Source organism: Gilvibacter sediminis (genome assembly GCF_028561565.1).
Lineage (GTDB): Bacteria > Bacteroidota > Bacteroidia > Flavobacteriales > Flavobacteriaceae > Gilvibacter > Gilvibacter sediminis.
In genome coordinates, this window is sequence record NZ_JAQQTE010000004.1 from 460,758 (window position 1) to 483,065 (window position 22,308).

The window sequence follows — 22,308 nt, forward strand, 5'->3', positions numbered from 1 at the left end:
TTTGTTGTTATATTTACGCACATTAACACCTCTTTTAAAGCACGCGCCTATAGTATAGTACTACTTTATAATTAGATAGAAACCAGAGCCCTAGCGGTTTTGACCCTAATAAAGTACTAATATGGAACGCAACTTAACCAGTGACGCACACCTTGTAAAAGCCTATATCGATGGGAATGAGTCGGCTTTATGTCAACTTATTACCCGACACAAGGAAAAGGTATTCAGTTTTATTTATTCAAAAGTTTACGACCGAGATGTCGCAGAAGACATTTTTCAGGATACGTTCATTAAAGTGATCCGTACCTTGAAACGTGGTGCGTACAATGAAGAAGGGAAATTCTTGCCTTGGGTGATGCGTATTTCTCACAATTTGGTGATCGATTATTTCAGAAAGAATAATCGCATGCCAAAATTCGAGAACAACGGAGACTTCAATATTTTTTCTGTTTTAAGCGATGAATCTTTAAATGCGGAGAAGCGCATCATTAAAGATCAAGTGGCTGATGACGTAAAAAGACTGATTGAAGAGTTGCCAGAAGATCAAAAAAATGTCTTGATCATGCGTATGTACAAGGACATGAGTTTCAAAGAGATCTCAGAGCAGACGGGCGTTTCCATCAATACAGCATTGGGTAGAATGCGTTATGCATTGATCAACCTCCGCAAGGTGATTGACAAGCACAATATAATTTTAACCAACTAGTACAATAAATTAATACTTGTTGCGTTTTTTAAGAACATTAACTCTTAAACAACGTTCTATGCAAGAAATGTACTCTAAGACCTCACGCAGGGATCCCGTGAATAAAATGGTCCCAAAAGAAGAGACAATTAAGTTCCTTCTGGATTATTCTAAGGCTTTAAGTGTTATAGATTATAATAAATTGAAGTTTGAAGCACTTCTAAACTAAACTTTGGAAAAACCCGCTTAACGGCGGGTTTTTTTATGGAAGTTATTTAGCTTTTCTTTTTCGCTTTTGTCTTGTAGTAATCATTTATGACCGTCTTTCTTCCAACAGTCTTGGTAATGATATCTTTCTCTAGATCCCAACCTCTTGCAGGTGAATATTGGCGGCCGTACCAAATGATCTGTAAATGCAATTTGTTCCATAAGTCTTTTGGAAACAGACGTTTAGCATCTTTCTCTGTTTGCACTACATTCTTGCCGTTGGTGAATCCCCAGCGATACATCAAACGATGAATATGTGTATCTACAGGGAATGCAGGAACGTTAAAGGCCTGTGCCATCACAACGCTTGCTGTTTTATGACCTACGGCTGGCAGTGCTTCTAAAGCTTCAAAACTCGCGGGAACCTGACCGTTGTGTTCATTTATTAAAATGTGGGAGAGTTCGTAGATTCCTTTAGATTTCATTGGAGAAAGCCCAACAGGCTTGATGATCTCGCGTATTTCTTCCTGAGTGAGCTTGATCATGTCATAAGGGTTGTCTGCCACCTCAAACAATTTAGGTGTAATTTGATTCACGCGTACATCCGTACTCTGTGCGGACATCAAAACAGCGATGAGTAGGGTGTAGGGATCCTTGTGATCCAAAGGGATTGGAATCTCCGGATATAGCTCCTGTAATGTATCGATGACAAATTTTACCTTTTCCTGCTTGGTCATTATTGCGTAAATTTGAACAAAAATAGCAAAATGAATACACTAAAAGCCGGAGATGCGGTGCCGCATTTCAAAGTCAACGATCAGGACGGAAATCCTGTAGATTCTAATGATTTTAAAGGGAAGAAATGGGTTGTTTTCTTTTACCCAGCAGCCAGCACGCCTGGTTGCACCGCAGAAGCCTGTGATCTACGCGATCATTACAGCGAATTGCAAGCCCAAGGATATCACCTAGTCGGAGTAAGTGCCGATACAGAGCGCAAGCAAAAGAATTTCAGCACCAAATACGATTTTCCATTCCCATTACTTGCCGATACAGAAAAGGAAGTGATCAATGCCTTTGGTGTTTGGGGTCCTAAAAAGTTTATGGGACGAGAATATGACGGAATCCACCGCATGACCTTTTTAATCAATGAAGAAGGCGTGGTAGATCACGTGATCTCTAAGGTAAAGACCAAAGCGCATGCAGCGCAGATCTTAGAACTTTAAGGATTTATTGAAATATTTAAGACTGAAGGGCCTTTTCATTACAATTGAAGAGGCCTTCTTTTTTGATCATTTCTGAAATTCCGTCAGGAAGCATTTGTTCCCAACCAGATTCACCAGCTTCAATCATGCGTAATACCTCACGAGAGAAGATATCCAGAACATCCTCATTATAATCTTCAATATCAACAAGTTTCCCGTTGTATTTGAAGAACTTATATAGTTCCTTCATACGCGGGTGTACTTTGAGATTCTCGCTAGTGATATAATCGTTTTCACTAGTTCGCATCGGGTAGAGGTAAACCTTGAGGTCTTTGTAGAAGAGCTTACCAAAGGCTTCCAGAATTCCTCCAGAAAGATGGCGATAATATTTCTCATCAAATACGTCAACCAAATTATTAACTCCCATAGCCAAACCAATACGGTTCTTGGTATAGTTGCTAAAGTACTCCACCAATTTGTAGTATTCTTGGAAATTGGAGATTAGTACCGTATGTCCCAAAGAGCAGAGTAATTCCGCACGGTCCATAAAATCGCGCTCGTCAATTTCACCTTCTGCCCGGAGGTTAGAAAGTGTGATCTCAAAAATGGAAATAGAACGTTCCGGATCTACTTTATTCTCTTGCATAAACAGACGATGCGCCGTTTCATACATATCAATGTTCACCTTGGTTACCGGTCTAAAACTACCGCGTAAGGCTAAAATGTTCTTCTTGTAAAGAATACGCGCAGGTAGGATGTTGTTTCCGTCAGGGCCAAAAATGATCGCTTCGGTCATGCCGTTCTTGATCAGTTGTAAACTCATCAATCGGTTGTCTACCGTGGCAAAACGAGGTCCTGAGAAATTGATCGTATCGATCTCAATTTGATCCTTGTGTAAGTGATCGTAGAGATAACGCAATAATTTTCTAGGCTGATCGTGTTTATAGAACGCCCCATAGATCAAGTTAACCCCAAGTGTTCCCAGCGTGATCTGCTGCAGGCGCGCATCGTTCTCTTTGAAACGCACATGTAGAATGATCTCGCTGTAATCTTCGTCTGGAGTAGTTTGAAAGCGGATTCCAACCCATCCGTGACCTTTATACTTCTTTGCGAAGTCAATGGTAGTCACTGTGTTGGCATAGGTAAAGAAGATCTTATCCGGATGTTTATCACGCAGAATTCGCTCTTCGATGAGCTTGGTCTCGTGCTCCAACATACGCTTTAAACGTGGCTCTGTCACATAACGACCATCGGCTTCTACACCGTAAATAGCATCACTGAAGTCCTTGTCATAAGCAGACATGGTCTTTGCAATGGTTCCGGATGCACCACCGGCCCTAAAGAAATTTCTAACGGTTTCTTGGCCCGCACCGATCTCAGCGAAGGTCCCGTAAATGTTTTCGTTTAGGTTTATTCTCAGACATTTGGCGTGAATGGAAGGAATATGTTCAAAATCCTTGTCGCCCTTAATCGTATCCGGCATAATTCATTGCAATTTCGATGTATTACAAAGGTACTAAAACCGATAGGGTTTAAAAAAATTTAGAATTATTTTTGCATCTATGAGATCAGCCCTTAAAATTACGTTTTTAGGCACGGGAACTTCCCAAGGAATTCCAATTATAGGCAGTACGCATCCCGTTTGTTTAAGCGAGGACCCCAAGGATAAGAGATTGCGTGTTTCTGTGCAGTTGCAGTGGGACGATCAATATTTTGTCATTGACTGCGGTCCTGATTTTAGACAGCAAATGCTGCGCGTAGGTCAAAGACGTCTCGACGGAATTCTACTCACTCATGAACACAGTGATCACACCGCAGGCTTGGATGACATTCGTCCGTTTTTCTTTAGACAGGGAGATGTTCCTTTTTATGCCGAACCTCGGGTCTTTGAGGCTCTTAAGGATCGATTTGGATACATTTTTGAAACCGAGAACAAATATCCTGGAGCGCCAACTATTGCAGAACATGTGATCCAGCCAGATGCAAGCTTTGATCTCAAAGGCAAGCAAGTCACGCCGATCCGTGTGTTTCATGGTGATTTACCCGTTCTGGGCTTTCGCATTGACGACTTTGCCTATATGACCGATGTAAAGACCATTCCAGACGCTGAGTTTGACAAATTGCAAGGATTGGAGGCGGTCGTGATCAGTGCTTTGCGTGTGGAGCCGCACAGAACGCATTTAAATCTGGAAGAAGCCTTAGCTATGGCAGCCCGCATAGGGGCTGAGAAAACCTATTTTACGCACATTAGTCATTTGCTCGGTTTTCACGAGGAGGTGTCCAAAAACCTGCCAGAGAATGTGTACCTTGCTTATGATAATTTAGAACTCAACTTCAACTAATCCTTTAGCCTTGTTATGAAGAAATCGATTTTTATGTACCTGTTCTTCTTCGCCATTTTGTTGGTGTTATTCATGTACGTCAATCAGAAACGCATTTATGAGGATCAGCAAGGCAAAATAGAGTCTTTAGAGACACAGCTGGCTCAGCTTACTGCAGATATCGATACCCTTCAAGAGCAGAATGCCACCTTGAATTACTTTACGCTTCAGGGCAATGACAATGCCATGACCTATTTTGAATCATTGGGTTTTGAAGCTGCGGACATAGAGAATTACGTGCGCGAATCCATTTACGCCTACAATGGGCAATCAGAAGGAAATCCGTTGATCCCGTATGAAGGTATGGACGGCACCATGCGCATCAATAAGTTGAAGTTTTTAAACCACCGCTGGTTGGTTGCAGATTTCACCGACGGACGCTACTGGGGAGAAATGGTCTTGGAATACTTTATTGAAGATGACAAACAGATCACCTTCAACACTTTGGGCTCGTTGATGTACCCGAATTAAAGGTTTTCTTCTAACCAGGCTTTAAACTCATAGAAGTTCTGCGGAGCCACTCCGTGTCCGACTGGAAATTCACTAAATACATTCGAAATTCCTAATTCATTTAAAAATCCTGGGGTTTTACGCGCCCAATCTACTGGGATAACGGCATCCACGCTTCCGTGGGAACTGTATACCTTGAGTCCGCTAAAATCATTCTCCCGATAATTCTCAGCATACATTTCTGGAACTATATAACCGCTTAAACCGACTACGCATTTGATTTGCTGCGGATGGGAGAGGGCATAAGCAAAACTCAAAATTGTACCTTGACTGAATCCTATTAACGCAACACGATCTGGATCTACGGGATATTCCTCTAAGGCCTCCCGGATAAATGTCCCTAACAGCTCTTGAGAAGCTACAGCCTGCTCAATATCGTTGAACTTTCCACCACCAACCTGATCCCAGTGAATGGCATACCAGGCATTGCCGTAGGGTTGCATAGCGTGTGGCGCTTGAACAGAAAGAACCGCGTAGTCCTCAGGCAATTCAGAAGCGAATGAAAAAAGATCATTCATATCACTTCCATAACCGTGAAGCATAATGATCAATGGGGCTTTTTTAGTGGTATCTGCCGCAGGGCGGTATAAATGTTCTAATGCAAATGTTGCCATAGTTGTGATGTCTTGAGCAAAATTAGCCATAAAAAGAGCCACCGTAAAACGATGGCTGCAATTTTGTACGTGGTTTATGTTTTAGGAAATACCTTTAAACCAATCTTGAAACATGGGGCCTAAGACGGGCGTTAACTGCTCTTTGCTCTGAACAGCCCCGATCAAGCTCAATATCCACAAAACGAATACCACAGGGACCAGAATTAGGTTTAGAAAAGGAATAAAGCTCGAAACGAACATCAACAGGAAGAGTCCGAGCACTTGACGAATGTAAAAAGCACCTAGAGTGGTCTTATCATTTTGATGCATTACCAAGGCAATAATCCATCCAATAAGGGTAATGTGGCTAATGATAGCAATAGTATTCGAGGAGGTTGAAGTAGTTTCTTCAGACATGGTAAATTGTTTTTAGTTAGTTATTTAGCTTTTTAAATATAGCTAATTACTTTAAAAACTGAAACCACTCTTGGAATTTTTGACTGAAGAAAGGTATAGCGGGCTCTTTACCTATAATTGCAGTGACCAAACTAAAAGCCCAGGCGCCGAAAGAACCAATCCAAAGTACATCGCCTAAAATCGGATTCATATAATTGTAGGCAACTTGCGCACAAAATAAAATGATCAATAAGCCAAACATATTTTGAATGTGTTTGGTTGCAAAGGGATGTTTGGGTTCTCTATTTAAAAAATAGGCGATGATGGTACCAATAAAGGTGATATAGGCAATTATCGCAATGCTTTTGTCAGATGGAGAATCACTCATCGTTCAGGTGTAATTTTTTGCCTAAGATCACGCCATAAGGTTTTCCTTTTAGGGTATGACCGTGATAAATGCAATTTTTTGAAAAGGAGGGAAGTACTTTAGCATCTACAGTCCAAGTCTGCTCCGGATTGAATAAACTCAAATCCGCAGTTTGTCCCTCTACTATGGAGGTTGTGTTTATGCCAAACTTTTCGCGTAATCCGGTTAGGGCTTCTACGGCAGCTTCAGTGCCCAGAGCTTTATTAGTAGCGCCAAAGAGGCATTCCAAGCCAATAGTACCGAAATCTGCGTGATCAAATTCTTTTTTCTTGGATTCAATGTCCAAAGGATTGTGATCTGAGGTCACTCCATCAATAGTACCGTCTTGCAGTCCTTTAATGAGTGCCTTGCGATCTTCTCCGGTGCGCAAAGGCGGCAAGACCTTATACTGGGTGTCAAAACCTTCCAAGACTTCATCTGTCAACAATAAATGATGCGCTGCTACGCTACAACTCACTTGAAGACCACTTTTCTTGGCGGCTTTGATCAACTTAACACTTCCAGCAGAAGAGATAGTAGGAATATGAAGCTTTCCGCCGGTGTATTCCAGTATTCCAAGATCACGTTGAATTCTCAAGGTCTCTGCAGTACTTGAGATTCCTTTTAAGCCGAGTTGCGTACTAGCGACACCTTCATGAACCACTCCTTTAGTGGCCAAGCCTCTTTCTAAAGGGAAACTCTGAACCAATCCACCAAAAGGCTGGGTGTATTGTAAGGAAAGTTTAAGCAAATTTACGTCATCTGTAGGGCGCTTGTAATCGTAGAAACTCGGGCAACCTACTGAACTCATATCAAACATTTCTGCCTGATCAATTCCTTTACTTCCTTGGGTTAAAGCACCAATGATCACTGCATTTGCAGCAGCATCTGCCGTGCGCTGAGCAATATAACTCACTGCGGACTTATTATCCGTAATTGGCGATGAGTTGGGGTTAATGGCAACGTGGCACAGCCCCGATTGCGCACTGACCTTCATTCCATTAGCCAAAGTCTCTCGATGTTCGTATCCCGGCTCTCCAAAACTCACACTGGAATCAAACCAACCCATTGAAACGTGAAGGTTTGGTCTATCAATGACCAAATCAGCTTCCTTTTGATCAATAGCGGAAGCGATCTTTTGTATGATACCGTTAAAAATAAGGATGTCGTGCTTTTTGTTGTGGTGATCACTAGCACGATCGAGAATGGTTGCGGATTTTATTAGCACCTGCATTGGTGCAAAGATAATACTATTGTTAAAAATTCCATCACTTTAAAAAGCGTAAAACAGCCATTTCTGCGATCAAAAAGAGAACCGCCAAGATCACAAACCATTGCCAAAGGGGGCGTTGCTCTCCTTGTTGCTTCATTTTCAGCAACATATCGTCAACGGAATTATAAAGGGTAATTCCGGTTAGATCAGAAGTGCTGTAGTGCTGCAGATCTGCTTCTTTTCTCGAATTATTGTAGGGAATAACAGCCAGAGTATCCGCATTGTTTAAAGCAAAATAGTGACCTTGAATGGCAGGGTCTGTTTCTGTGGTCAGCACCACCTTGTTGGCATAACGCTGCTGTAGCGGAATAAAATCTTGATCCACACCTTTTAAACTCACTATTTGATCCTCGTCTAAAGCAGTCGCTAAGCCGATCTGCTGATTCTTGCCAATTTCATAGTAAAGAATGGGTAAAGGCAATGCGCTGCGTCCCATATTGTAAAAAGTGGGAACAATGAGTGGTGATTCTTTAAAGTTGGAATGTGGACTGCTCAAAGGAGCCCCAAAAACGTAAACATTTTGAAACTGAACTAAAAATGGATTCCCGCCTTCAAGGGACAAGGGATCATTGCCTCCGCTGCTAAGATCAAAAAAGGTGTAGACCGTTGGGTATTGGAAATTACTAACCGTATTGCTAAAAACAGCGCTAAATAGCGGGTGATCAAAATTTATCGTGTTCAGTTTGCGCTCTTGGTTGATCGGTTCAGACAGTGTGCCAGCTTCAAGGCGTTGTAGCAGAGTAGTGTAATCTGACAGATCTGCTTTAGCAGAGGGAATGATAATAATCATGCCGCCTTCTTCTTTGAATCGAGCTAAGGCAGTTGCTAAACTTGCAGGCACGCGCTCCAATTCATTGAGCACCACAACGTTTTGTTGCAAGATGGCATTGTAATCTGCCGCGTTATAATTGAAATGAGTCAATTCAAAGTCTCCAGCAGAAAACAATTTGTCTAAGAAGGCCTCATCTGCCTGATTAATACTCATAACCTTGATGGCTGTATTTTTGCCAATGGCAAAATAGAGTTCGTTGTCAAACTCTAATTCCTGGTCATTAACGCTCAACCTGCCTAAAAAAGGGGTGTTAAGATCTATGGGGAATTCAACCTCTTGCTTGAGGTTTTGATCAAAGCTAACCGCTGATTTGGCCGCAAGTGTTTCACCTTGCCATAAGGATACTGGATAATTCGTACTATTTCTTACCGAGGCACTTAAGGAAACTTTTAAAACAGCACCACCACTGATATTGCTTTGCACATAGGCCGTATCAATGCTCACATTAGCTCGTGACGGAGTTTCCAATTTAACGGCTTGAATGTCAATTTCTGCCAACGAATCCAAAGCGCCAAAGCCATTGACTTGGAAATCTGATAATAGAATCAGTCTTTTACGGGTATCCGCCTTAGAGAATAAACCGCTGGCCTTAAGGAGTATTTCTTTGTAGGAGTATTGCTTATAAGAAGGACCAATTTCCAGTAAACTGTTTCTAAAATCAACTTCAGTTTCGGTGTTAAAATCGTTATCATTGGTAAACCATTTAAAGCTACCGGATAGCGGAGGATTGTCATAGAGATCTTGAACAGACTTTGATAATAAGGTTCCCTGTTGATCTCTAGCGGTCATGCTAAAACTGTTGTCCAAATAGAACACGTACTCATCCTCTTGTTGATCCTCGGTTTGTTCCGATAAAAAGGGCTGAGCAAATGCGGTCACTAGGGCGGCTAGGGCTAAACAACGCAAGCTCAGAACTAACCATTTTTTAAGTTTAGAACTCTTACGGGTTTTGAGTTGAATTTCTTTCAGAAAGGCCACATTGGTAAACGGCACCTTCACAAATCGGCGCAATTGAAACAGATGCACCAAGATGGGGATCAGCAGTAGGAGTAGGCCGTAAAAGATTTCCGGGTTTCTGAATTGCATTTAGCGCGTTAAAAAGCGTATTACGTTCAAAGATACACTTTTGAAATCGAGAAGAAACCCTTTTAACTTCCTTGCAACATTTTTAAAGAGTTGGTAGGATTGACTAGCCTCTTTTTGGGTTTAATTCTGGAGTTTGATCGGGCTGATCATCAAGAATTTGTCCTCCTCCAAAGAGTAGATCTGTACTGGAAAAGGTAGTGCCAAAGGTCAAGGCCGCGGAATACACTTGGGATAAGGCGCTTTTGAGTTGCGCCTCTGTTAAAGGACTCAGCGGATGGATATATACAGCCCACAACAGCTCATCAGAAAGGGCGTATTTTACATCTAAAGCAGTGTGAAAGTTTGCAGTTAAACAGGCTTGTAACATTTCTTTAGAAAGCGAGGTTCCTTTGGTTATGGGCATAATGATGCGCATTCTGTCGTTGGACTCATCCGTAAGTACAAGCATGGGTGCCTCTTTGTAGGTGATCTGCCAACGTCCGTTGGCTCCTACAACGCTATCGCTCTCTACTTTGAGAATTTCTTGGAGACTGGCGTTGTTCATGTTTTGACCTAAAAAGGTGAAGGGCAGTGCCAATAGGCTGATAAGAAGTAATGCTTTCATCTTTTTTAAGTCGACAAAAGCAGCATAAACTGTCAAATGGAGCTAGAATTTTTCATCCACACCCAGGCCAAAGAGTGCAAAATCGTATTTAACGGGGTCTAAAGGGTCTAATCGGCGTAAGGCCTTATCCAACTCAGCCACGGCCTTGGCATCATTTTGCTTCCGTTTTAAAAGCATTACAGCGCGTGCCACGCGGCCACTGTGTACATCCAATGGGCAAGAAAGGGCAGCAGCTGGAATTTGATCCCAGATCCCAAAGTCAACATTTCTATCTGCAGGGCGTACCATCCAACGTAAATACATATTGATCCGCTTGGCTGCAGAGCCTTTGATAGGATCAGGTAAGTGTTTTAAACTTCGAGCAGGTGGATCAAAACTAAAGAACTCTTTTTTGAAGTTGCTCAGTGCTAGTTGTAGTTCTCCCGATTCTTTATAGTGTTTGGCTAAAGTGGTCTCTAAGCCTCCTTGATGGCGATAGATCTGTTGCAAAGCTTTTAGGAAATACTGCAGATCAACAGCCTGAAAGGTTCTGTGGACAAAACCTTCCATGTTTTCTAGATCTTGTGGCTGGTGATTTACAACAAAATCATAGGGCGCATTGCCCATGAGCTGCATCATTTTGTCTGCGCTGCGGAGGATACTCAGCCGATTTCCCCAAGCGATCACCGCAGTCAAGAATCCGCTGATCTCAATGTCTTCCTTTTGGGTATATCTATGCGGGATTTGAATCGGGTCTTGTTCCAGAAAGGCTGGTTGCTCGTAGTAAGCCGCCTTTTCATCCAAGAACGCTTTGAGTTCGGTTCGATTCATTATACGATCTTGCCGTCTATCATGGTGAGCTTCCGATCTGCCATATCGGCCAGTTCATTGTTGTGGGTTACCAATATGAAGGTTTGCCCCAAGGTATCACGAAGTTCAAAAAACAATTTGTGCAACTTATCTGCGGCCTCAGAATCTAGATTACCAGAGGGTTCGTCGGCTAAAATGAGGTCGGGTTTGTTGATCAAAGCACGAGCCACAGCTGTTCGTTGTTGTTCTCCTCCAGAGAGTTCACTGGGTTTGTGGTCGTAACGGTCTTTCAGTCCAAGCAGATCTAAAAGTTCTTTGGCACGCTGTTGGACCTCTGCCTTTGGAGTTCCTGCGATATAACCAGGAATACACACATTTTCTAAAGCGGTGAATTCTGGAAGTAATTGGTGGAATTGAAAGATAAATCCTAAATGCTTATTGCGGAACTCTGCCAGCTCACGCTTACTCATGCCTTTGAGCTCTTGATCCTGAAACTTTAAGCTCGTGGTTTCTGAATCAGGCTGATCTAAAGTACCTAAAAGCTGCAATAGAGTGGTTTTTCCCGCTCCAGATGCGCCTACTACAGAGACGATCTCTCCTTTTTTAACCAGGAGGTCCACGCCTTTTAGCACGTGTAGGTCTGCGTAAGATTTATGAAGATTGACTGCTTGGATCATTTACCCAGTGATGAAGCGTAAAATTAGAACTTTAATTTGGCTGTTGCAATCCACAAGTCCATTTAGAACCAATTTCCAAAATTGTTCACGTCTACAAAATAGGTGATGCGTAGGGACAAAGTATGCTGAGCCGGCTGTTCAAAGAGCGATTCCAAACTTTCGGAATAATTCAAATTAGCCATATCGGTCACATTGAAGATCTGGTTGCGATAGAGTAGTGTAGCTTCACTTCCCGGTGCAAAACGCCAACGGAAGCTCAAATCCAAATTCCAAATATTGAAATTGGTATCTGGGTCACGGTTAGCTAGATCATATTCTGTGCGGGTTCTCGAGCCGTCTTCCTCCAGCATCCAATAGACATTGTCGCTGTGATTGGCGGTACTCCAAAAGTTTCTAAAACGCAAGTCCAGCGCCTTATAAGGATCAAAGTTATAGCTGGCAGTTAAGCTGTTCTCTAAATTGGTCAAATCGCGTTGACCAATGATAATACCGTTGTCGTCATTGAAGATCCACCCAAAATTGTTCTCGTTTTTAGATAAACCCGTAGACCACACCACCAAGAAGTTATCGGAGAAGCGATAGCGTGGAGATACATTGATATTGTATCGATACTGCTGCTCGGCATCCCACTTTCTGTAGCCAACGTTCACATCATAGGCGAATTTCTTTCTAAAATCTGAAGAGACAAATCCCCCAAAACCATAGTTTGAAGGGTAGGTGAGAAATCTGCCGGCCACACGAGGCTCAAAGTAGTCATCGCTTTCTGTGTTGTAACTTCCATCAACACCAAAGGCAAAACGTTCTGGAGTTACAAAGAAGGCATTGGTAAAAATGCTGTTACCCGTTTGTACATCAGGTTCGTAAAGACGTCTATGTCTAACGGTAAGGTTGATCCTGTAAAAGTTAAAGGTCTTGGTGGGCTCAAAAATTTGATAGCTCCCGCCAACTACAAAATTGTTGAAGTTGTTCCTAAAGTTTAGTCCGAGATCATTGATGTCTAGCGTAGTATTGGCAAAATCATGTCCGAATCTATACCGCCAGTTTCCTTTGGTCTTAAAGATGTCAAACTCTGTACGGAGCCCTGTTTTAAAGCCATTGTTCTCGTTTACATTACTCACCACCACACGTCCTGAAGTTCTAAAGGTATTGGCCTTATCAGCAACGTCAAAGGCCAAGGCAGTCACATTGGCATCTCTAAAGTTTCCGTTCCTAAGTACATTGGTGTTGATCAAAGAAATAGAGGAGTTGTCATTCCACTGCTGATCCAAAACAAAGATGTTGTAATTGGCCAAGGGTTCAATGAGTACTCTTCTGCGCTCTCCGGTAAGCGTATCTTCTATGCGTGCAAAAGTGCGTTCCGTGATGGCGTTGAAGAATCCTACGCCGAGTTTTTCTTTAGTTCGACCAGAGATCTTCAAGGCATTGAGCAGATTTACCTTGGAAGGTTGTTCTATGATGCGTTCATTTTCTTCTAGGGGGCCAACGCTGCCCGTAGGAGCGTTACCAACCCGTCTGGAAAAGAAGATGTCTCCTTTGTTGAAAAGTTCTATTCCTTCTACAAAGAACTGTCGGTTCTCACCAAAGGTTTGCTCAAAAGGTCCCAAATTCAATCGGACTTCATCAAAAGCGGCTTGTCCAAAATCTGGGATCAAGGTTGCATCGAGCGTAAAACTGTCACTCAATCCGTATTTAATGTCCATTCCTGCGGCAAACTCTGTTTCTGATTCACCATCAAAAGTAGTAGCTACACCTTGCACAAAAGGAAAAAGCGTTAATCGCAGCGGTGGATTAATTCCTTGCACCCCGCTTACGGTACCGTTGTATTGTGTTTCATTACCCACGCTGTTCTCAATGAAATTCCAAGTGTGGGTCTCGTTTTTGGTTTGTAATCTTCTGTAAAAATTCACACTCCAATCCTGCACATCGATCTCCGGGAAGCGCAAAGCGTTATAAGGGATTCTAAATTCGGCATACCAACCTTTGTCATCCATAGAGGTACGTGCGCTGAACACTACATTGTAACTAAAGTCGGTTCTTCCATTAGAAACAAAGGCATCACCAATAGCCCCAGCACTGTTGATATAAAAGCGCGTTTCATTGATTCCGTCGTTATAGGTGTTCAGGGCAACTGTGAACACATCTGCTTGTACAAACACCTCGTCACGTTGGGAGAACTGGGTTAAAATGGTTTCCGGATTCGGATCGTATAGATAAGCCGCTATATAGACATAGTTGTCATCATAAGCGAATTTCACCTCGGTTTGATATTCGTCTGGAATCTCACCCTCATTTCCAGGCTCATACATATTGAAATCATTGAAGGTCGGGAGCTGGCTCCAAACTGCATCATCGAGGATTCCATCAATTTTGGGAGGGTTGTCTATTCGCGTAGCCTCTAGGTTTTTTCGGACCTGACACAGCGAGAAAGTAGGTAAAAGCAGCAACAATAACGTTAAGCTACGCAAGTTCATACAGTTAAAATTTTTGCGGCGCACCGCGGGGTCGTCAGTTGATTGTTAACAAAACTACTCTGCTCATTTTGGGAGGGCTACTAAGGAAACGTTAAATAAAGCCAATGAAATGTCAAAAGAATGATAATTGTTTGTCAGGATTGATTAGCTTAGAGAAAATTATTAGCGCATGGCGTATCGACATTTTGAAGAGTATTCGCAAACGGTCACAGAGGATATCAAAAACAAATACAAGGATATCATTTCAGACCTAGGCGAGGATATTACGCGGGAGGGAATCGTGAAGACCCCTGAACGTGCAGCTAAAGCTATGCAATTTTTGACCCAAGGATATGAGCAGGATGCGGAGCAGATCTTGCGTTCTGCCATGTTTAAAGAGGATTACGAAGAAATGGTCATTGTCAAGGATATTGAATTGTATTCCCTCTGTGAGCATCATATTTTACCCTTTTTTGGCAAGGCACATGTAGCCTATATTCCCAACGGAAACATTGTTGGACTGAGTAAAATACCCAGAGTAGTGGATGTCTTTGCAAGGCGCTTGCAGGTACAAGAACGCTTGACACATGACATTTTGGAATGCATCAACAATACTTTAAAACCAAAAGGCGTTGCCGTAGTTATTGAGGCGAGCCATATGTGTATGATGATGCGCGGGGTTCAAAAGCAGAATAGTGTTACGACCACATCTGGTTTTCGCGGTCAATTTGAAAAAAATGAAACAAGAAGCGAGTTTTTGCGTCTGATCAGTAACGAGCTTTCATAGCCCCAAAATTTGGTATGCTTATTGCTTGATAATAAATGAACTAAAATATACCTATGCGTAAATTAAAATATAAAATGCTGGCCAAGGGATTGGTGTTAGATGCTGCAGGGATGGTAACTATGGTATTACCGGGAATCGGAACTGTGATCGATCTGGTATGGGCACCGATAGCCGCTTGGCAAATGAATAAAATGTATCCAGGAAAGCAAGGGAAGATGGCCTCTGTCATTGTATTTCTTGAGGAGCTTATCCCTGGATTGGACTTTATACCAACCTTCACCCTGATGTGGTTGTACACCTACGTGTTCAACAGTGAAGATCCGGGAGAATTGACTCCCATAAAAGTAAGAGCAAACCGATAATAAAAAAGCCCCTTCGTTTTGAAGGGGCTTTTTTGTGGCTAATCAAATATCCACTATTGGATAGACACTCCTGTGAAAACAGCTTCGATATCTGTTTCTCCACCAGCGTCTGCAAGAGTTCCATCATTTGGCTTGTTTGGCTCGTGACGCAATACTACAGTAAGGTTACCCAAACTAGCATCTCCAGTTTCAAAGCCCATCAATACTCCAAGTGGGTTACCATCACCATCACCATCTAGGTAAGTAGAAGTAAGGTTCAAAGCACCACCTGCAATGTAAAATACTTGGTGCTCATCTGCTTCTTCAATAACTTCTAGGGTGATGTTCTCAGCTGGATCTTCTGTCTCGTTCAAGAAACCGATCGTACTGGTGTAGGTTGTGTTAGCCTCCAATTGTCCTGTAACAGTCAATACTGGAGCTCCTGGACCGTCACCATCAAGATCTTGAGACTGGAAGGTCACCGTTGGACCACCACCTTCTGGAGTTAGAGTTAGGATCAAAGTAGTGATTACTTCTTCCTCATTCACTTCCTCTGGAGTGTTGTCATCATCGTTAGAACAAGCACTAAGTACTAGTGTTGCAACGATGGAAGCGATAAATAAAACGTTCTTTTTCATAATTCTCTGGTTAAACATTATTAATAATTGATTTTAAGATTGAGTCGTACGTTTCTTCCTAGATCATCTGCGTAATAACGCAAGCGATTTAAGTAGTTACGGTACGATGTATTAAATAAATTGGTGATCTGTAGTCCGAGCTGCAGATCGGATTTTTCATTGATTTTAAAAGTGGCAGAAGCGTCCCAATTCCAAAGCTGATAGGCATCAGGTGGGGTACTTACATCCACAAGTTCGTTTTGATCGGTCTCTGGGACAAAAACGGTAAAGTTGTTATCTGGAAATTCATTTTGTCTGAACACGTATTGACTTTCAATCCCCGTTTGGAAATTGAACCACTCGGGTTTATTAAAACGAATGGCGTTATTCAAACTCGCAGGAGGCATATTAATAAGCGGTAGATCCCTGGTCTGATCGTATCCTTTGACCAGACTGAATTGCGCCCTTGTGCTCCAGTTTTGGTTGAACTGATAATTTGCATCGAGATCAACACCGGTAAGCAGTGCCGCAGTTTGACGGTATTCCCAAACTTGGAAATTACCACGGATGGTTTGCTGAACCCCTGTGGGCTCTATGAGGATAAAATCTTCTATCCAATTCACAAAAGGAGCTGCTGTAAAACTAAAGCGTTCCCCTTGTTTTTCAAGACTTACTGAAATGCGATTAGCTACTTCACTGTTGAACCTTAAATCTCCCAACTCAATACGAGAAGCACTGTGGTGCAAGCCTTCGCTAAAAAGCTCAGAAGCATTGGGAGCACGCGTAGCCAAAGCATAATTGAAATACAAACGATACGAATCGTCTATTTTATAATTCAATCCTGCGGTAGCCGCCCAATTATTGAATTCCAATTCTGGATTCACCAAAACCTGAGTCCCGGTCTCTTCAATAACGATATCAGCAAACTCCTCGTCGTAACCGCGTCCTTCCCAAAAACTGTTACGATAGAACTTAAAAACATCCATTAGAGTGTAATCAAAGCGTATTCCTGCCTCAAAAAGCAATCGGTCGCTAACTTTCCAATCTGCAATAGCAAAGGCACCTAGGGTGTATTGCTCGTAATCAGGAATAAGTCTGCGAACTCCGGTTGAAGGATCTGCAACGTTTTCTTGGTAGATCCAGTTCAGTCCTGTATTGATCCCAAAGTCATCGGTAAGTTTACTTTCTAGACTCGCCACAAAATTGTGTGTGGTAAGCTCTAGATCAACAGCAGCGCGATTTCTGTTATCTCCACGACGCACATCAAATTCAAAACGTTGATTCCATTGCACGTCATACTGCAAACTCAATTTGCCTAAATTCTCAAACTGTTTGAAGTAGGAGAGTCTCCCAGTCAAGTGTTTTACTTCTTGTCTTGGTACGAGTATATCATAGGTAAAGTCTTCAATGATCAGAGGGCGGTCGCTACCAATAGCGGCCACCTGATCTGAAGCACCTCCCAAATGAGAAGCTCTCAAAATTCCTATAGTAGTTTGAAAATAGCTCATGTAAGCTTCAAATCCTGAATTGATCGTGTTCTTTCCAAGTCTTAAGGAGAAATCTCCTTCCTCAATTCCAGTGTTGCTCAAAACGTAATCTGGCGCTTCAAAGTCCCCGAATCGCTTAGCTGTACCTTGAATGGCACCGTACCAACCGCTTTCGTAGCCTTTGAATAATTCTGAGGTAATGCTTCCTCCGCGACCGTTTGTCGCCCCCGTAAGTATTGTTTTTCCATAGAGTGTATCGGTCAATAATACACGTCTGGGTTCTGCAATGATCACTCCGCCAACAGCATTTCCAGAGTACTGTAGGGTAGAGGCCCCTTTTAGAACGGTGATCTGTCCCGCACTATTGATATCAATATTAGGTGCGTGTTCTGCGCCCCATTCTTGATCTTGCAAACGCACTCCATTATTAATAATGCTAACGCGGCTGCTGTGCAAACCATTAATCACGGGTTTTACTACGGTATTCCCTGTGTTTAAAGAGGAAACTCCGCTAAGGGTGTTGAGTACATCTCCCAAACTCCCACTGCTGTATTTTTCAATTTCAGCGAGTTCTAGGGTATTGTTTAGTTGTGTTTCGGATTGTGTTTTAAAGGATCTTCCAGTAATAAGGACTTCATTGAGGGCTTCTAAATGGTGTTCCATGAAAAGCGTTCGGTCCGTATCCTTGCGTAAATTGATCTCAAAGCGCTCCGTTTTACATTCTGGGTGCTGAATTTCTAGCGTATAGATAGCTGGGCAGAGATCCGCAAAGGAAAAGCGACCATCTAAATCAGTATACGCGATTTGCGCAGTACCGACGATACTTAGCGTAGCACCACTTAAGGCTGTATTTTCATGACTGTCTATAACACTACCGCTTAAAACAAGCTGGCAATCCTGCGCTATAGCACAAAGAGTACACAGGCAAAGGCCTGCGGTAAAAAGCAATTTATTCATTGAGAGTTCCTTGATTCAACAATCCTGAGGACGGAGTGCTTAGGCAAGGGGTGGCGCGCGATCTTTAGCGCTCTTCTTTTGCGAAGATTGAGGGATGCTGATCCAGTCTGGGTAGCTTACCACAACTTTCTTTACTTCTGGAAGATCCACAGTTGGGAATTCCAGGTCGTCAAAAAGCGGCAAGCGTAAATCATCCAATTCACAAACCGGTGCGTCCTCATGCATGTGCACTTTGGATTCTAAACAGATCTCGTGCTCATGTAGATCAAATACGTGTACATATTGCGCCATTACTGGGAACAGCAATAACCCCATGAGAAATAGGGAGGCTAAGCGTGATATGTAACTCTGTTGTTTCATTCTTTAATTAAAAAAGACAATCCCAATGCACGGAGCATCTTTTTTTCAAAGTTCCAGAAAAATTTAAATTCTCCAAATAACCATCCGAAAAAAACCAATAAAACTTGATAAATTGGAAAGATCAACAAGATTCTAGCGGGCCAATAGATAAAAGCTCCACTTTCTTTGGTGATCCCTATATACTCTACTAAAGGTCCTGCAAACTTCGCTGCAGTGCTTCCGGTAATAGCAAAAACGATGAAAATCACCGTCAATTGCCAATTGTCTTGGATGTTCCAACGCGCTTTCAGTTTTTCCATTACAGTTTCTGCTTATAGGTTTGCTGAAAATAAATGAACCAGTTGTAGAGTAAGTAATTGACCTCTTTGCCGTATTTGACATTGGGTTGATAATCGATTTGCCACAAATACAATTGTGAATCATATTGGTTTGGATTGATCACTCTACGGTTGTATTCCTGCACGTAGAACAAATTTCTGTTCTCCAAAAAGCTCAGGGTGTAATAATCCTCTGGGAATTGGGTTACTAACCAATTGTAAAAGCCGGGCTCTATGATTATGATCTCATAGTCTAGGCTGTCATTGGCAATACGAACGGTGTCATTCACAGAAGCTTGGCCACGCCCCGTTTGAGACGGTGCTTTGTAACTGTCACAACTAAAAATGAGTAATCCCGTAATTAAAAATCCCAGAAGGTATTTCATCCTTGCCTTGAATTGTGCTGTAAATTTACTAATTCTGCCGGCAACGCCTAAATTTCTTTAACGTCCTTTAACAAAAAAGAGGCACAAGGCCTCTTATTCTGTAGAATTTAGGTGTTTTTCTAACGACCTCCGAAAAGTCCGCCTAACAAACCGCCTAAACCACCTTTTTTATTCTTACCGCCAGAATTCAATACCATTCCAGCTACATCATCTAAAATACTTCCATCACCGTCACCATCGAGTAAAGACTCAATCATAGATTGCTGCTTAGGTTGTTGAGAAGCTCCTCCGCCCATCAATCCACCTAAAAGATCTCCAAGACCAGAGCTTGATTGTACATTTTGCTGACGTTGTTGTTTTCCTAAATATCCCAAAAGGATAGGAGCAGCAATTTTCAAAATATTACCGACGGTGTTAGAATCCAAGCCCGATTTAGAAGAAAGGGCAGAAGTCACATTTTGTTGTGAACCTCCCAATACGTGTCCTAAAATACCGGCACCATCATCCATCACACTTTGATCAACTCCACCACCAAAAAGGCCACCGAGGTTGTCTAGGATGCTTCCGTCGTGTTTTCCAGAGAGTGCACCCATTAGGCCTTCTGCTCCTTCTGGAGAAGCTGCATTACGCTTCATAGCGCCCATAAGTACGGGCAAAGCCATAGAGAGCACAGATTGCGTTTGTTGCTGAGATGCATTTGTTTGGGAACTAACCCCGTTTATGATTTGTTTGCCCATATCGCTTTGGAGCAAATCCATTAATCCTTCCATGATTATTGTTTAGTGAATTATTTCTGACTACAAATTAAAAAAGGTGAGGTACAAAAACCAGTACCTCACCTTAAATTTTCAAATTCAATCAGTTAAAGCGTTGGCAATAACCGATTAAATACACTTAACCGAGCAGGCTTACAATCTGATCTGCCAATTCGGTTCCGATTCTGTCTTGTGCTTCCTGAGTGGCCGCTCCAATATGCGGTGTTAGGGAAACCTTAGGATTCATTAATACTTTAATAGCTGGTTTAGGCTCTTCCTCAAAGGTATCTAAACCTGCAAAGGAGAGTTTGCCATTATCTAATGCATCAATAAGTGCAACCTCGTCAATAACACCTCCACGAGCAGCATTGATCAAGGCAGCACCTGCTTTCATTTTATCCATTTCTGCCTTGCCAATTACGTAATCCTTTTGTGCAGGTACGTGTAGGGTAATGAAATCTGATTTTTGAAGAACTTCATCCATAGCGATGGTCTTGATCTCAAAATCCATGGAACGCCCGTCAAAGAAATCCAATTGAAGACTTGCAGACTCGGTATACTTATCATGAGCTAAGACATTCATACCGCAGCCAATGGCAATTTTAGCCACTGCCTGTCCAATTCGGCCAAAACCAATGATTCCTAGCGTCTTTCCGCGTAGTTCCGCACCTTTGGCGTAGTTCTTTTTAAGGTCTTTGAATTTAGTGTCTCCATCCAACGGCATATTTCTGTTGGAATCGTAGAGATAACGCACTCCTGTAAAAAGGTGAGCAAAAACCAATTCCGCTACAGAAGCAGACGAGGCCGCTGGAGTGTTGATTACATGTAATCCTTTATCACGTGCGTAATCCACATCAATATTGTCCATACCAACACCGCCACGTCCAATTAGTTTTAGACTCGGGCAAGCGTCTATGAGATCCTTGCGCACTGTGGTTGCCGAACGCACCAACAAACCGCTGATCTGATTCTCATTGATATAATTCTCTAATTGTTCTTGAGCCACCTTAGTGGTGATCACTTCATAGCCTGCGGCTTCTAGAGCCGTGACTCCGCTTTGCGAAATTCCGTCGTTGGCTAAAATCTTCTTCATTATTCCTACTGATTTATTTTAAGCTGTTCTTTCAAATTCTTGCATCACATCTACCAATACTTGCACGCTAGAAAGTGGCAAGGCATTGTACATAGAGGCGCGATAACCTCCTACAGAGCGGTGACCGTTCAAGCCATTAATTCCGGCTTCTTGCCAAAGGGCGTTAAAACGATCTGCCTGAGCATCGTCATTAATGGTAAAGGTGGCGTTCATTGTGGATCGGTCTGCAGCATCAGCAACAAAACCTTTAAATAGCGGGTTTCTGTCAATTTCCCCGTATAACAAGGCTGCTTTATCGTTGTTGATCTTTTCTACAGCGCTAACACCGCCTTGCTGCTCCAGCCACTCTAGAGTAAGCATAGAGGTATATACCGCAAATACGGCAGGGGTGTTGAACATACTGTCCTTCCCTAAATGAACCTGATAATCTAACATGGATGGGATGGTTCGGCTCACTTTACCGAGAATATCTTCTTTTACTACAACCAAAGTGGTTCCGGCGGGCCCCATATTCTTTTGCGCTCCAGCGTAGATCAAATCAAATTTGCTGAAATCCATCTCACGTGAAAAGATATCGCTACTCATATCACAAACCAATGACGCATCGGTCTGCGGAAGATCTTTGATCTGTGTTCCAAAGATGGTGTTGTTGGAAGTAAGATGCAGATAATCCAATCCCGAAGGAATTTCATAACCTTTAGGGATATAATTGAAATTCTGATCCTTAGAAGAAGCTACTTCAACCAGATCGCCAAAAAGTTTGGCTTCTTTAATCGCTTTGGTAGACCAAGTACCTGTATTTAGGTATCCGGCCTTGTCTTGTAGCAAATTGTAAGCGACCATGAGAAACTGCATACTGGCTCCACCTTGCAAAAACAAAGCTTTATATCCTTTTCCTTCTAATCCGAGGTGGGAGATGGCCAAGCTTCTCGCACGTTCCATAACTTCGACAAATTCCTTGCTTCTGTGGGAGATCTCTATGATAGACAAGCCTATTCCGTTGTAATCAATAAGGGCATCCGCAGCTTTGCGAAATACAGATTGAGGAAGTATACAAGGACCGGCGCTAAAATTGTGTTTCTGCATGCTTATTTTATTAAGAGTACAAAGATGTCAA

25 protein-coding genes are annotated in these 22,308 nt (G+C 42.4%); 6 read left to right on the plus strand and 19 right to left on the minus strand.

All coding sequences use genetic code 11. The annotated features are described in order from the left end of the window. The first annotated feature begins 121 nt into the window (after positions 1 to 121). On the plus strand, positions 122 to 706 hold the full coding sequence (locus POW22_RS09340; RefSeq protein WP_272832390.1) for an RNA polymerase sigma factor: 585 nt from the start codon (positions 122 to 124) through the stop codon (positions 704 to 706). 254 nt (positions 707 to 960) lie between these two features. Here the strand turns inward: POW22_RS09340 and POW22_RS09345 are convergent, their stop codons facing one another. Further along, positions 961 to 1,629, minus strand: coding sequence for an endonuclease III domain-containing protein (locus POW22_RS09345; RefSeq protein WP_272832391.1), 669 nt, complete (start codon positions 1,627 to 1,629; stop codon positions 961 to 963). A 30-nt stretch (positions 1,630 to 1,659) separates the two neighbouring features. Here POW22_RS09345 and bcp point away from each other — a divergent pair, with 30 nt between their 5' ends. Further along, positions 1,660 to 2,115, plus strand: a complete 456-nt coding sequence (bcp, locus tag POW22_RS09350) for a thioredoxin-dependent thiol peroxidase (protein ID WP_272832392.1) — start codon at positions 1,660 to 1,662, stop codon at positions 2,113 to 2,115. Positions 2,116 to 2,131: 16 nt separating this feature from the next. Here the strand turns inward: bcp and POW22_RS09355 are convergent, their stop codons facing one another. Continuing rightward, positions 2,132 to 3,577 (minus strand): TonB-dependent receptor, encoded by a 1,446-nt coding sequence (locus POW22_RS09355; protein WP_272832393.1) that lies wholly within the window; start codon positions 3,575 to 3,577, stop codon positions 2,132 to 2,134. Positions 3,578 to 3,656: 79 nt separating this feature from the next. Here POW22_RS09355 and POW22_RS09360 point away from each other — a divergent pair, with 79 nt between their 5' ends. Next, positions 3,657 to 4,436, plus strand: a complete 780-nt coding sequence (locus tag POW22_RS09360; RefSeq protein ID WP_272832394.1) for an MBL fold metallo-hydrolase — start codon at positions 3,657 to 3,659, stop codon at positions 4,434 to 4,436. Positions 4,437 to 4,451: 15 nt separating this feature from the next. After that, on the plus strand, positions 4,452 to 4,946 hold the full coding sequence (locus POW22_RS09365) for a hypothetical protein (RefSeq protein ID WP_272832395.1): 495 nt from the start codon (positions 4,452 to 4,454) through the stop codon (positions 4,944 to 4,946). Here POW22_RS09365 and POW22_RS09370 read toward each other — a convergent pair. From POW22_RS09370 to POW22_RS09410, 9 genes are all read right to left on the minus strand, one after another. Further along, entirely contained in the window at positions 4,943 to 5,599 is a 657-nt protein-coding gene (locus POW22_RS09370; protein ID WP_272832396.1) for an alpha/beta hydrolase, read from the minus strand. The two genes, POW22_RS09365 and POW22_RS09370, sit on opposite strands and share 4 nt — an antisense overlap. An 81-nt stretch (positions 5,600 to 5,680) precedes the next feature. Next, positions 5,681 to 5,995 (minus strand): hypothetical protein, encoded by a 315-nt coding sequence (locus POW22_RS09375; RefSeq protein ID WP_272832397.1) that lies wholly within the window; start codon positions 5,993 to 5,995, stop codon positions 5,681 to 5,683. A 46-nt stretch (positions 5,996 to 6,041) separates the two neighbouring features. Next, positions 6,042 to 6,362: a hypothetical protein gene (locus POW22_RS09380; RefSeq protein WP_272832398.1), complete on the minus strand. Its 321-nt coding sequence runs from the start codon at positions 6,360 to 6,362 to the stop codon at positions 6,042 to 6,044. Next, on the minus strand, positions 6,355 to 7,614 hold the full coding sequence (locus tag POW22_RS09385) for a dihydroorotase (protein ID WP_272832399.1): 1,260 nt from the start codon (positions 7,612 to 7,614) through the stop codon (positions 6,355 to 6,357). The genes POW22_RS09380 and POW22_RS09385 overlap by 8 nt, the downstream gene beginning before the upstream one ends. Before the next feature lie 34 nt (positions 7,615 to 7,648). After that, on the minus strand, positions 7,649 to 9,571 hold the full coding sequence (locus tag POW22_RS09390) for a BatA domain-containing protein (RefSeq protein ID WP_272832400.1): 1,923 nt from the start codon (positions 9,569 to 9,571) through the stop codon (positions 7,649 to 7,651). 103 nt (positions 9,572 to 9,674) lie between these two features. Beyond that, positions 9,675 to 10,175, minus strand: a complete 501-nt coding sequence (locus POW22_RS09395; RefSeq protein WP_272832401.1) for a hypothetical protein — start codon at positions 10,173 to 10,175, stop codon at positions 9,675 to 9,677. Positions 10,176 to 10,217: 42 nt separating this feature from the next. Beyond that, positions 10,218 to 10,985 (minus strand): TIGR02757 family protein, encoded by a 768-nt coding sequence (locus POW22_RS09400; protein WP_272832402.1) that lies wholly within the window; start codon positions 10,983 to 10,985, stop codon positions 10,218 to 10,220. Then, positions 10,985 to 11,641 carry an ABC transporter ATP-binding protein gene (locus POW22_RS09405; protein ID WP_272832403.1) on the minus strand — a complete coding sequence of 219 codons (657 nt, stop codon included), beginning with the start codon at positions 11,639 to 11,641 and terminating at the stop codon, positions 10,985 to 10,987. Before POW22_RS09405 ends, POW22_RS09400 begins: the two co-directional genes overlap by 1 nt. A 62-nt stretch (positions 11,642 to 11,703) precedes the next feature. Next, positions 11,704 to 14,112: a DUF5916 domain-containing protein gene (locus POW22_RS09410; protein ID WP_272832404.1), complete on the minus strand. Its 2,409-nt coding sequence runs from the start codon at positions 14,110 to 14,112 to the stop codon at positions 11,704 to 11,706. 169 nt (positions 14,113 to 14,281) lie between these two features. Here POW22_RS09410 and folE point away from each other — a divergent pair, with 169 nt between their 5' ends. Both folE and POW22_RS09420 read left to right on the plus strand, forming a co-directional pair. Then, a complete protein-coding gene (gene folE, locus POW22_RS09415; protein ID WP_272832405.1) occupies positions 14,282 to 14,878 on the plus strand; it encodes a GTP cyclohydrolase I FolE in 597 nt (198 codons plus the stop codon). 53 nt (positions 14,879 to 14,931) lie between these two features. After that, positions 14,932 to 15,240, plus strand: coding sequence for a hypothetical protein (locus POW22_RS09420; protein WP_272832406.1), 309 nt, complete (start codon positions 14,932 to 14,934; stop codon positions 15,238 to 15,240). 53 nt (positions 15,241 to 15,293) lie between these two features. Here POW22_RS09420 and POW22_RS09425 read toward each other — a convergent pair whose 3' ends face one another. The 8 genes from POW22_RS09425 to serC all read right to left on the minus strand — a co-directional run bounded on the left by POW22_RS09425 (position 15,294) and on the right by serC (position 22,277). Next, on the minus strand, positions 15,294 to 15,857 hold the full coding sequence (locus tag POW22_RS09425) for a type 1 periplasmic binding fold superfamily protein (protein WP_272832407.1): 564 nt from the start codon (positions 15,855 to 15,857) through the stop codon (positions 15,294 to 15,296). 20 nt (positions 15,858 to 15,877) lie between these two features. After that, entirely contained in the window at positions 15,878 to 18,280 is a 2,403-nt protein-coding gene (locus tag POW22_RS09430) for a TonB-dependent receptor (protein WP_272832408.1), read from the minus strand. Positions 18,281 to 18,319: 39 nt separating this feature from the next. After that, positions 18,320 to 18,640 carry a hypothetical protein gene (locus POW22_RS09435; protein ID WP_272832409.1) on the minus strand — a complete coding sequence of 107 codons (321 nt, stop codon included), beginning with the start codon at positions 18,638 to 18,640 and terminating at the stop codon, positions 18,320 to 18,322. Then, the gene (locus tag POW22_RS09440; RefSeq protein WP_272832410.1) at positions 18,637 to 18,939 is read right to left on the minus strand and encodes a DUF6787 family protein; all 303 of its coding nucleotides are present in this window, start codon (positions 18,937 to 18,939) and stop codon (positions 18,637 to 18,639) included. Before POW22_RS09440 ends, POW22_RS09435 begins: the two co-directional genes overlap by 4 nt. Continuing rightward, positions 18,939 to 19,343, minus strand: coding sequence for a DUF6146 family protein (locus tag POW22_RS09445; RefSeq protein ID WP_272832411.1), 405 nt, complete (start codon positions 19,341 to 19,343; stop codon positions 18,939 to 18,941). The genes POW22_RS09440 and POW22_RS09445 overlap by 1 nt, the downstream gene beginning before the upstream one ends. A 119-nt stretch (positions 19,344 to 19,462) precedes the next feature. Continuing rightward, on the minus strand, positions 19,463 to 20,113 hold the full coding sequence (locus POW22_RS09450; RefSeq protein ID WP_272832412.1) for a DUF937 domain-containing protein: 651 nt from the start codon (positions 20,111 to 20,113) through the stop codon (positions 19,463 to 19,465). A 124-nt stretch (positions 20,114 to 20,237) separates the two neighbouring features. Continuing rightward, positions 20,238 to 21,191 (minus strand): D-2-hydroxyacid dehydrogenase, encoded by a 954-nt coding sequence (locus POW22_RS09455; RefSeq protein WP_272832413.1) that lies wholly within the window; start codon positions 21,189 to 21,191, stop codon positions 20,238 to 20,240. Positions 21,192 to 21,209: 18 nt separating this feature from the next. Then, positions 21,210 to 22,277 carry a 3-phosphoserine/phosphohydroxythreonine transaminase gene (gene serC, locus POW22_RS09460; protein ID WP_272832414.1) on the minus strand — a complete coding sequence of 356 codons (1,068 nt, stop codon included), beginning with the start codon at positions 22,275 to 22,277 and terminating at the stop codon, positions 21,210 to 21,212. Between the last annotated feature and the right edge of the window lie 31 nt (positions 22,278 to 22,308).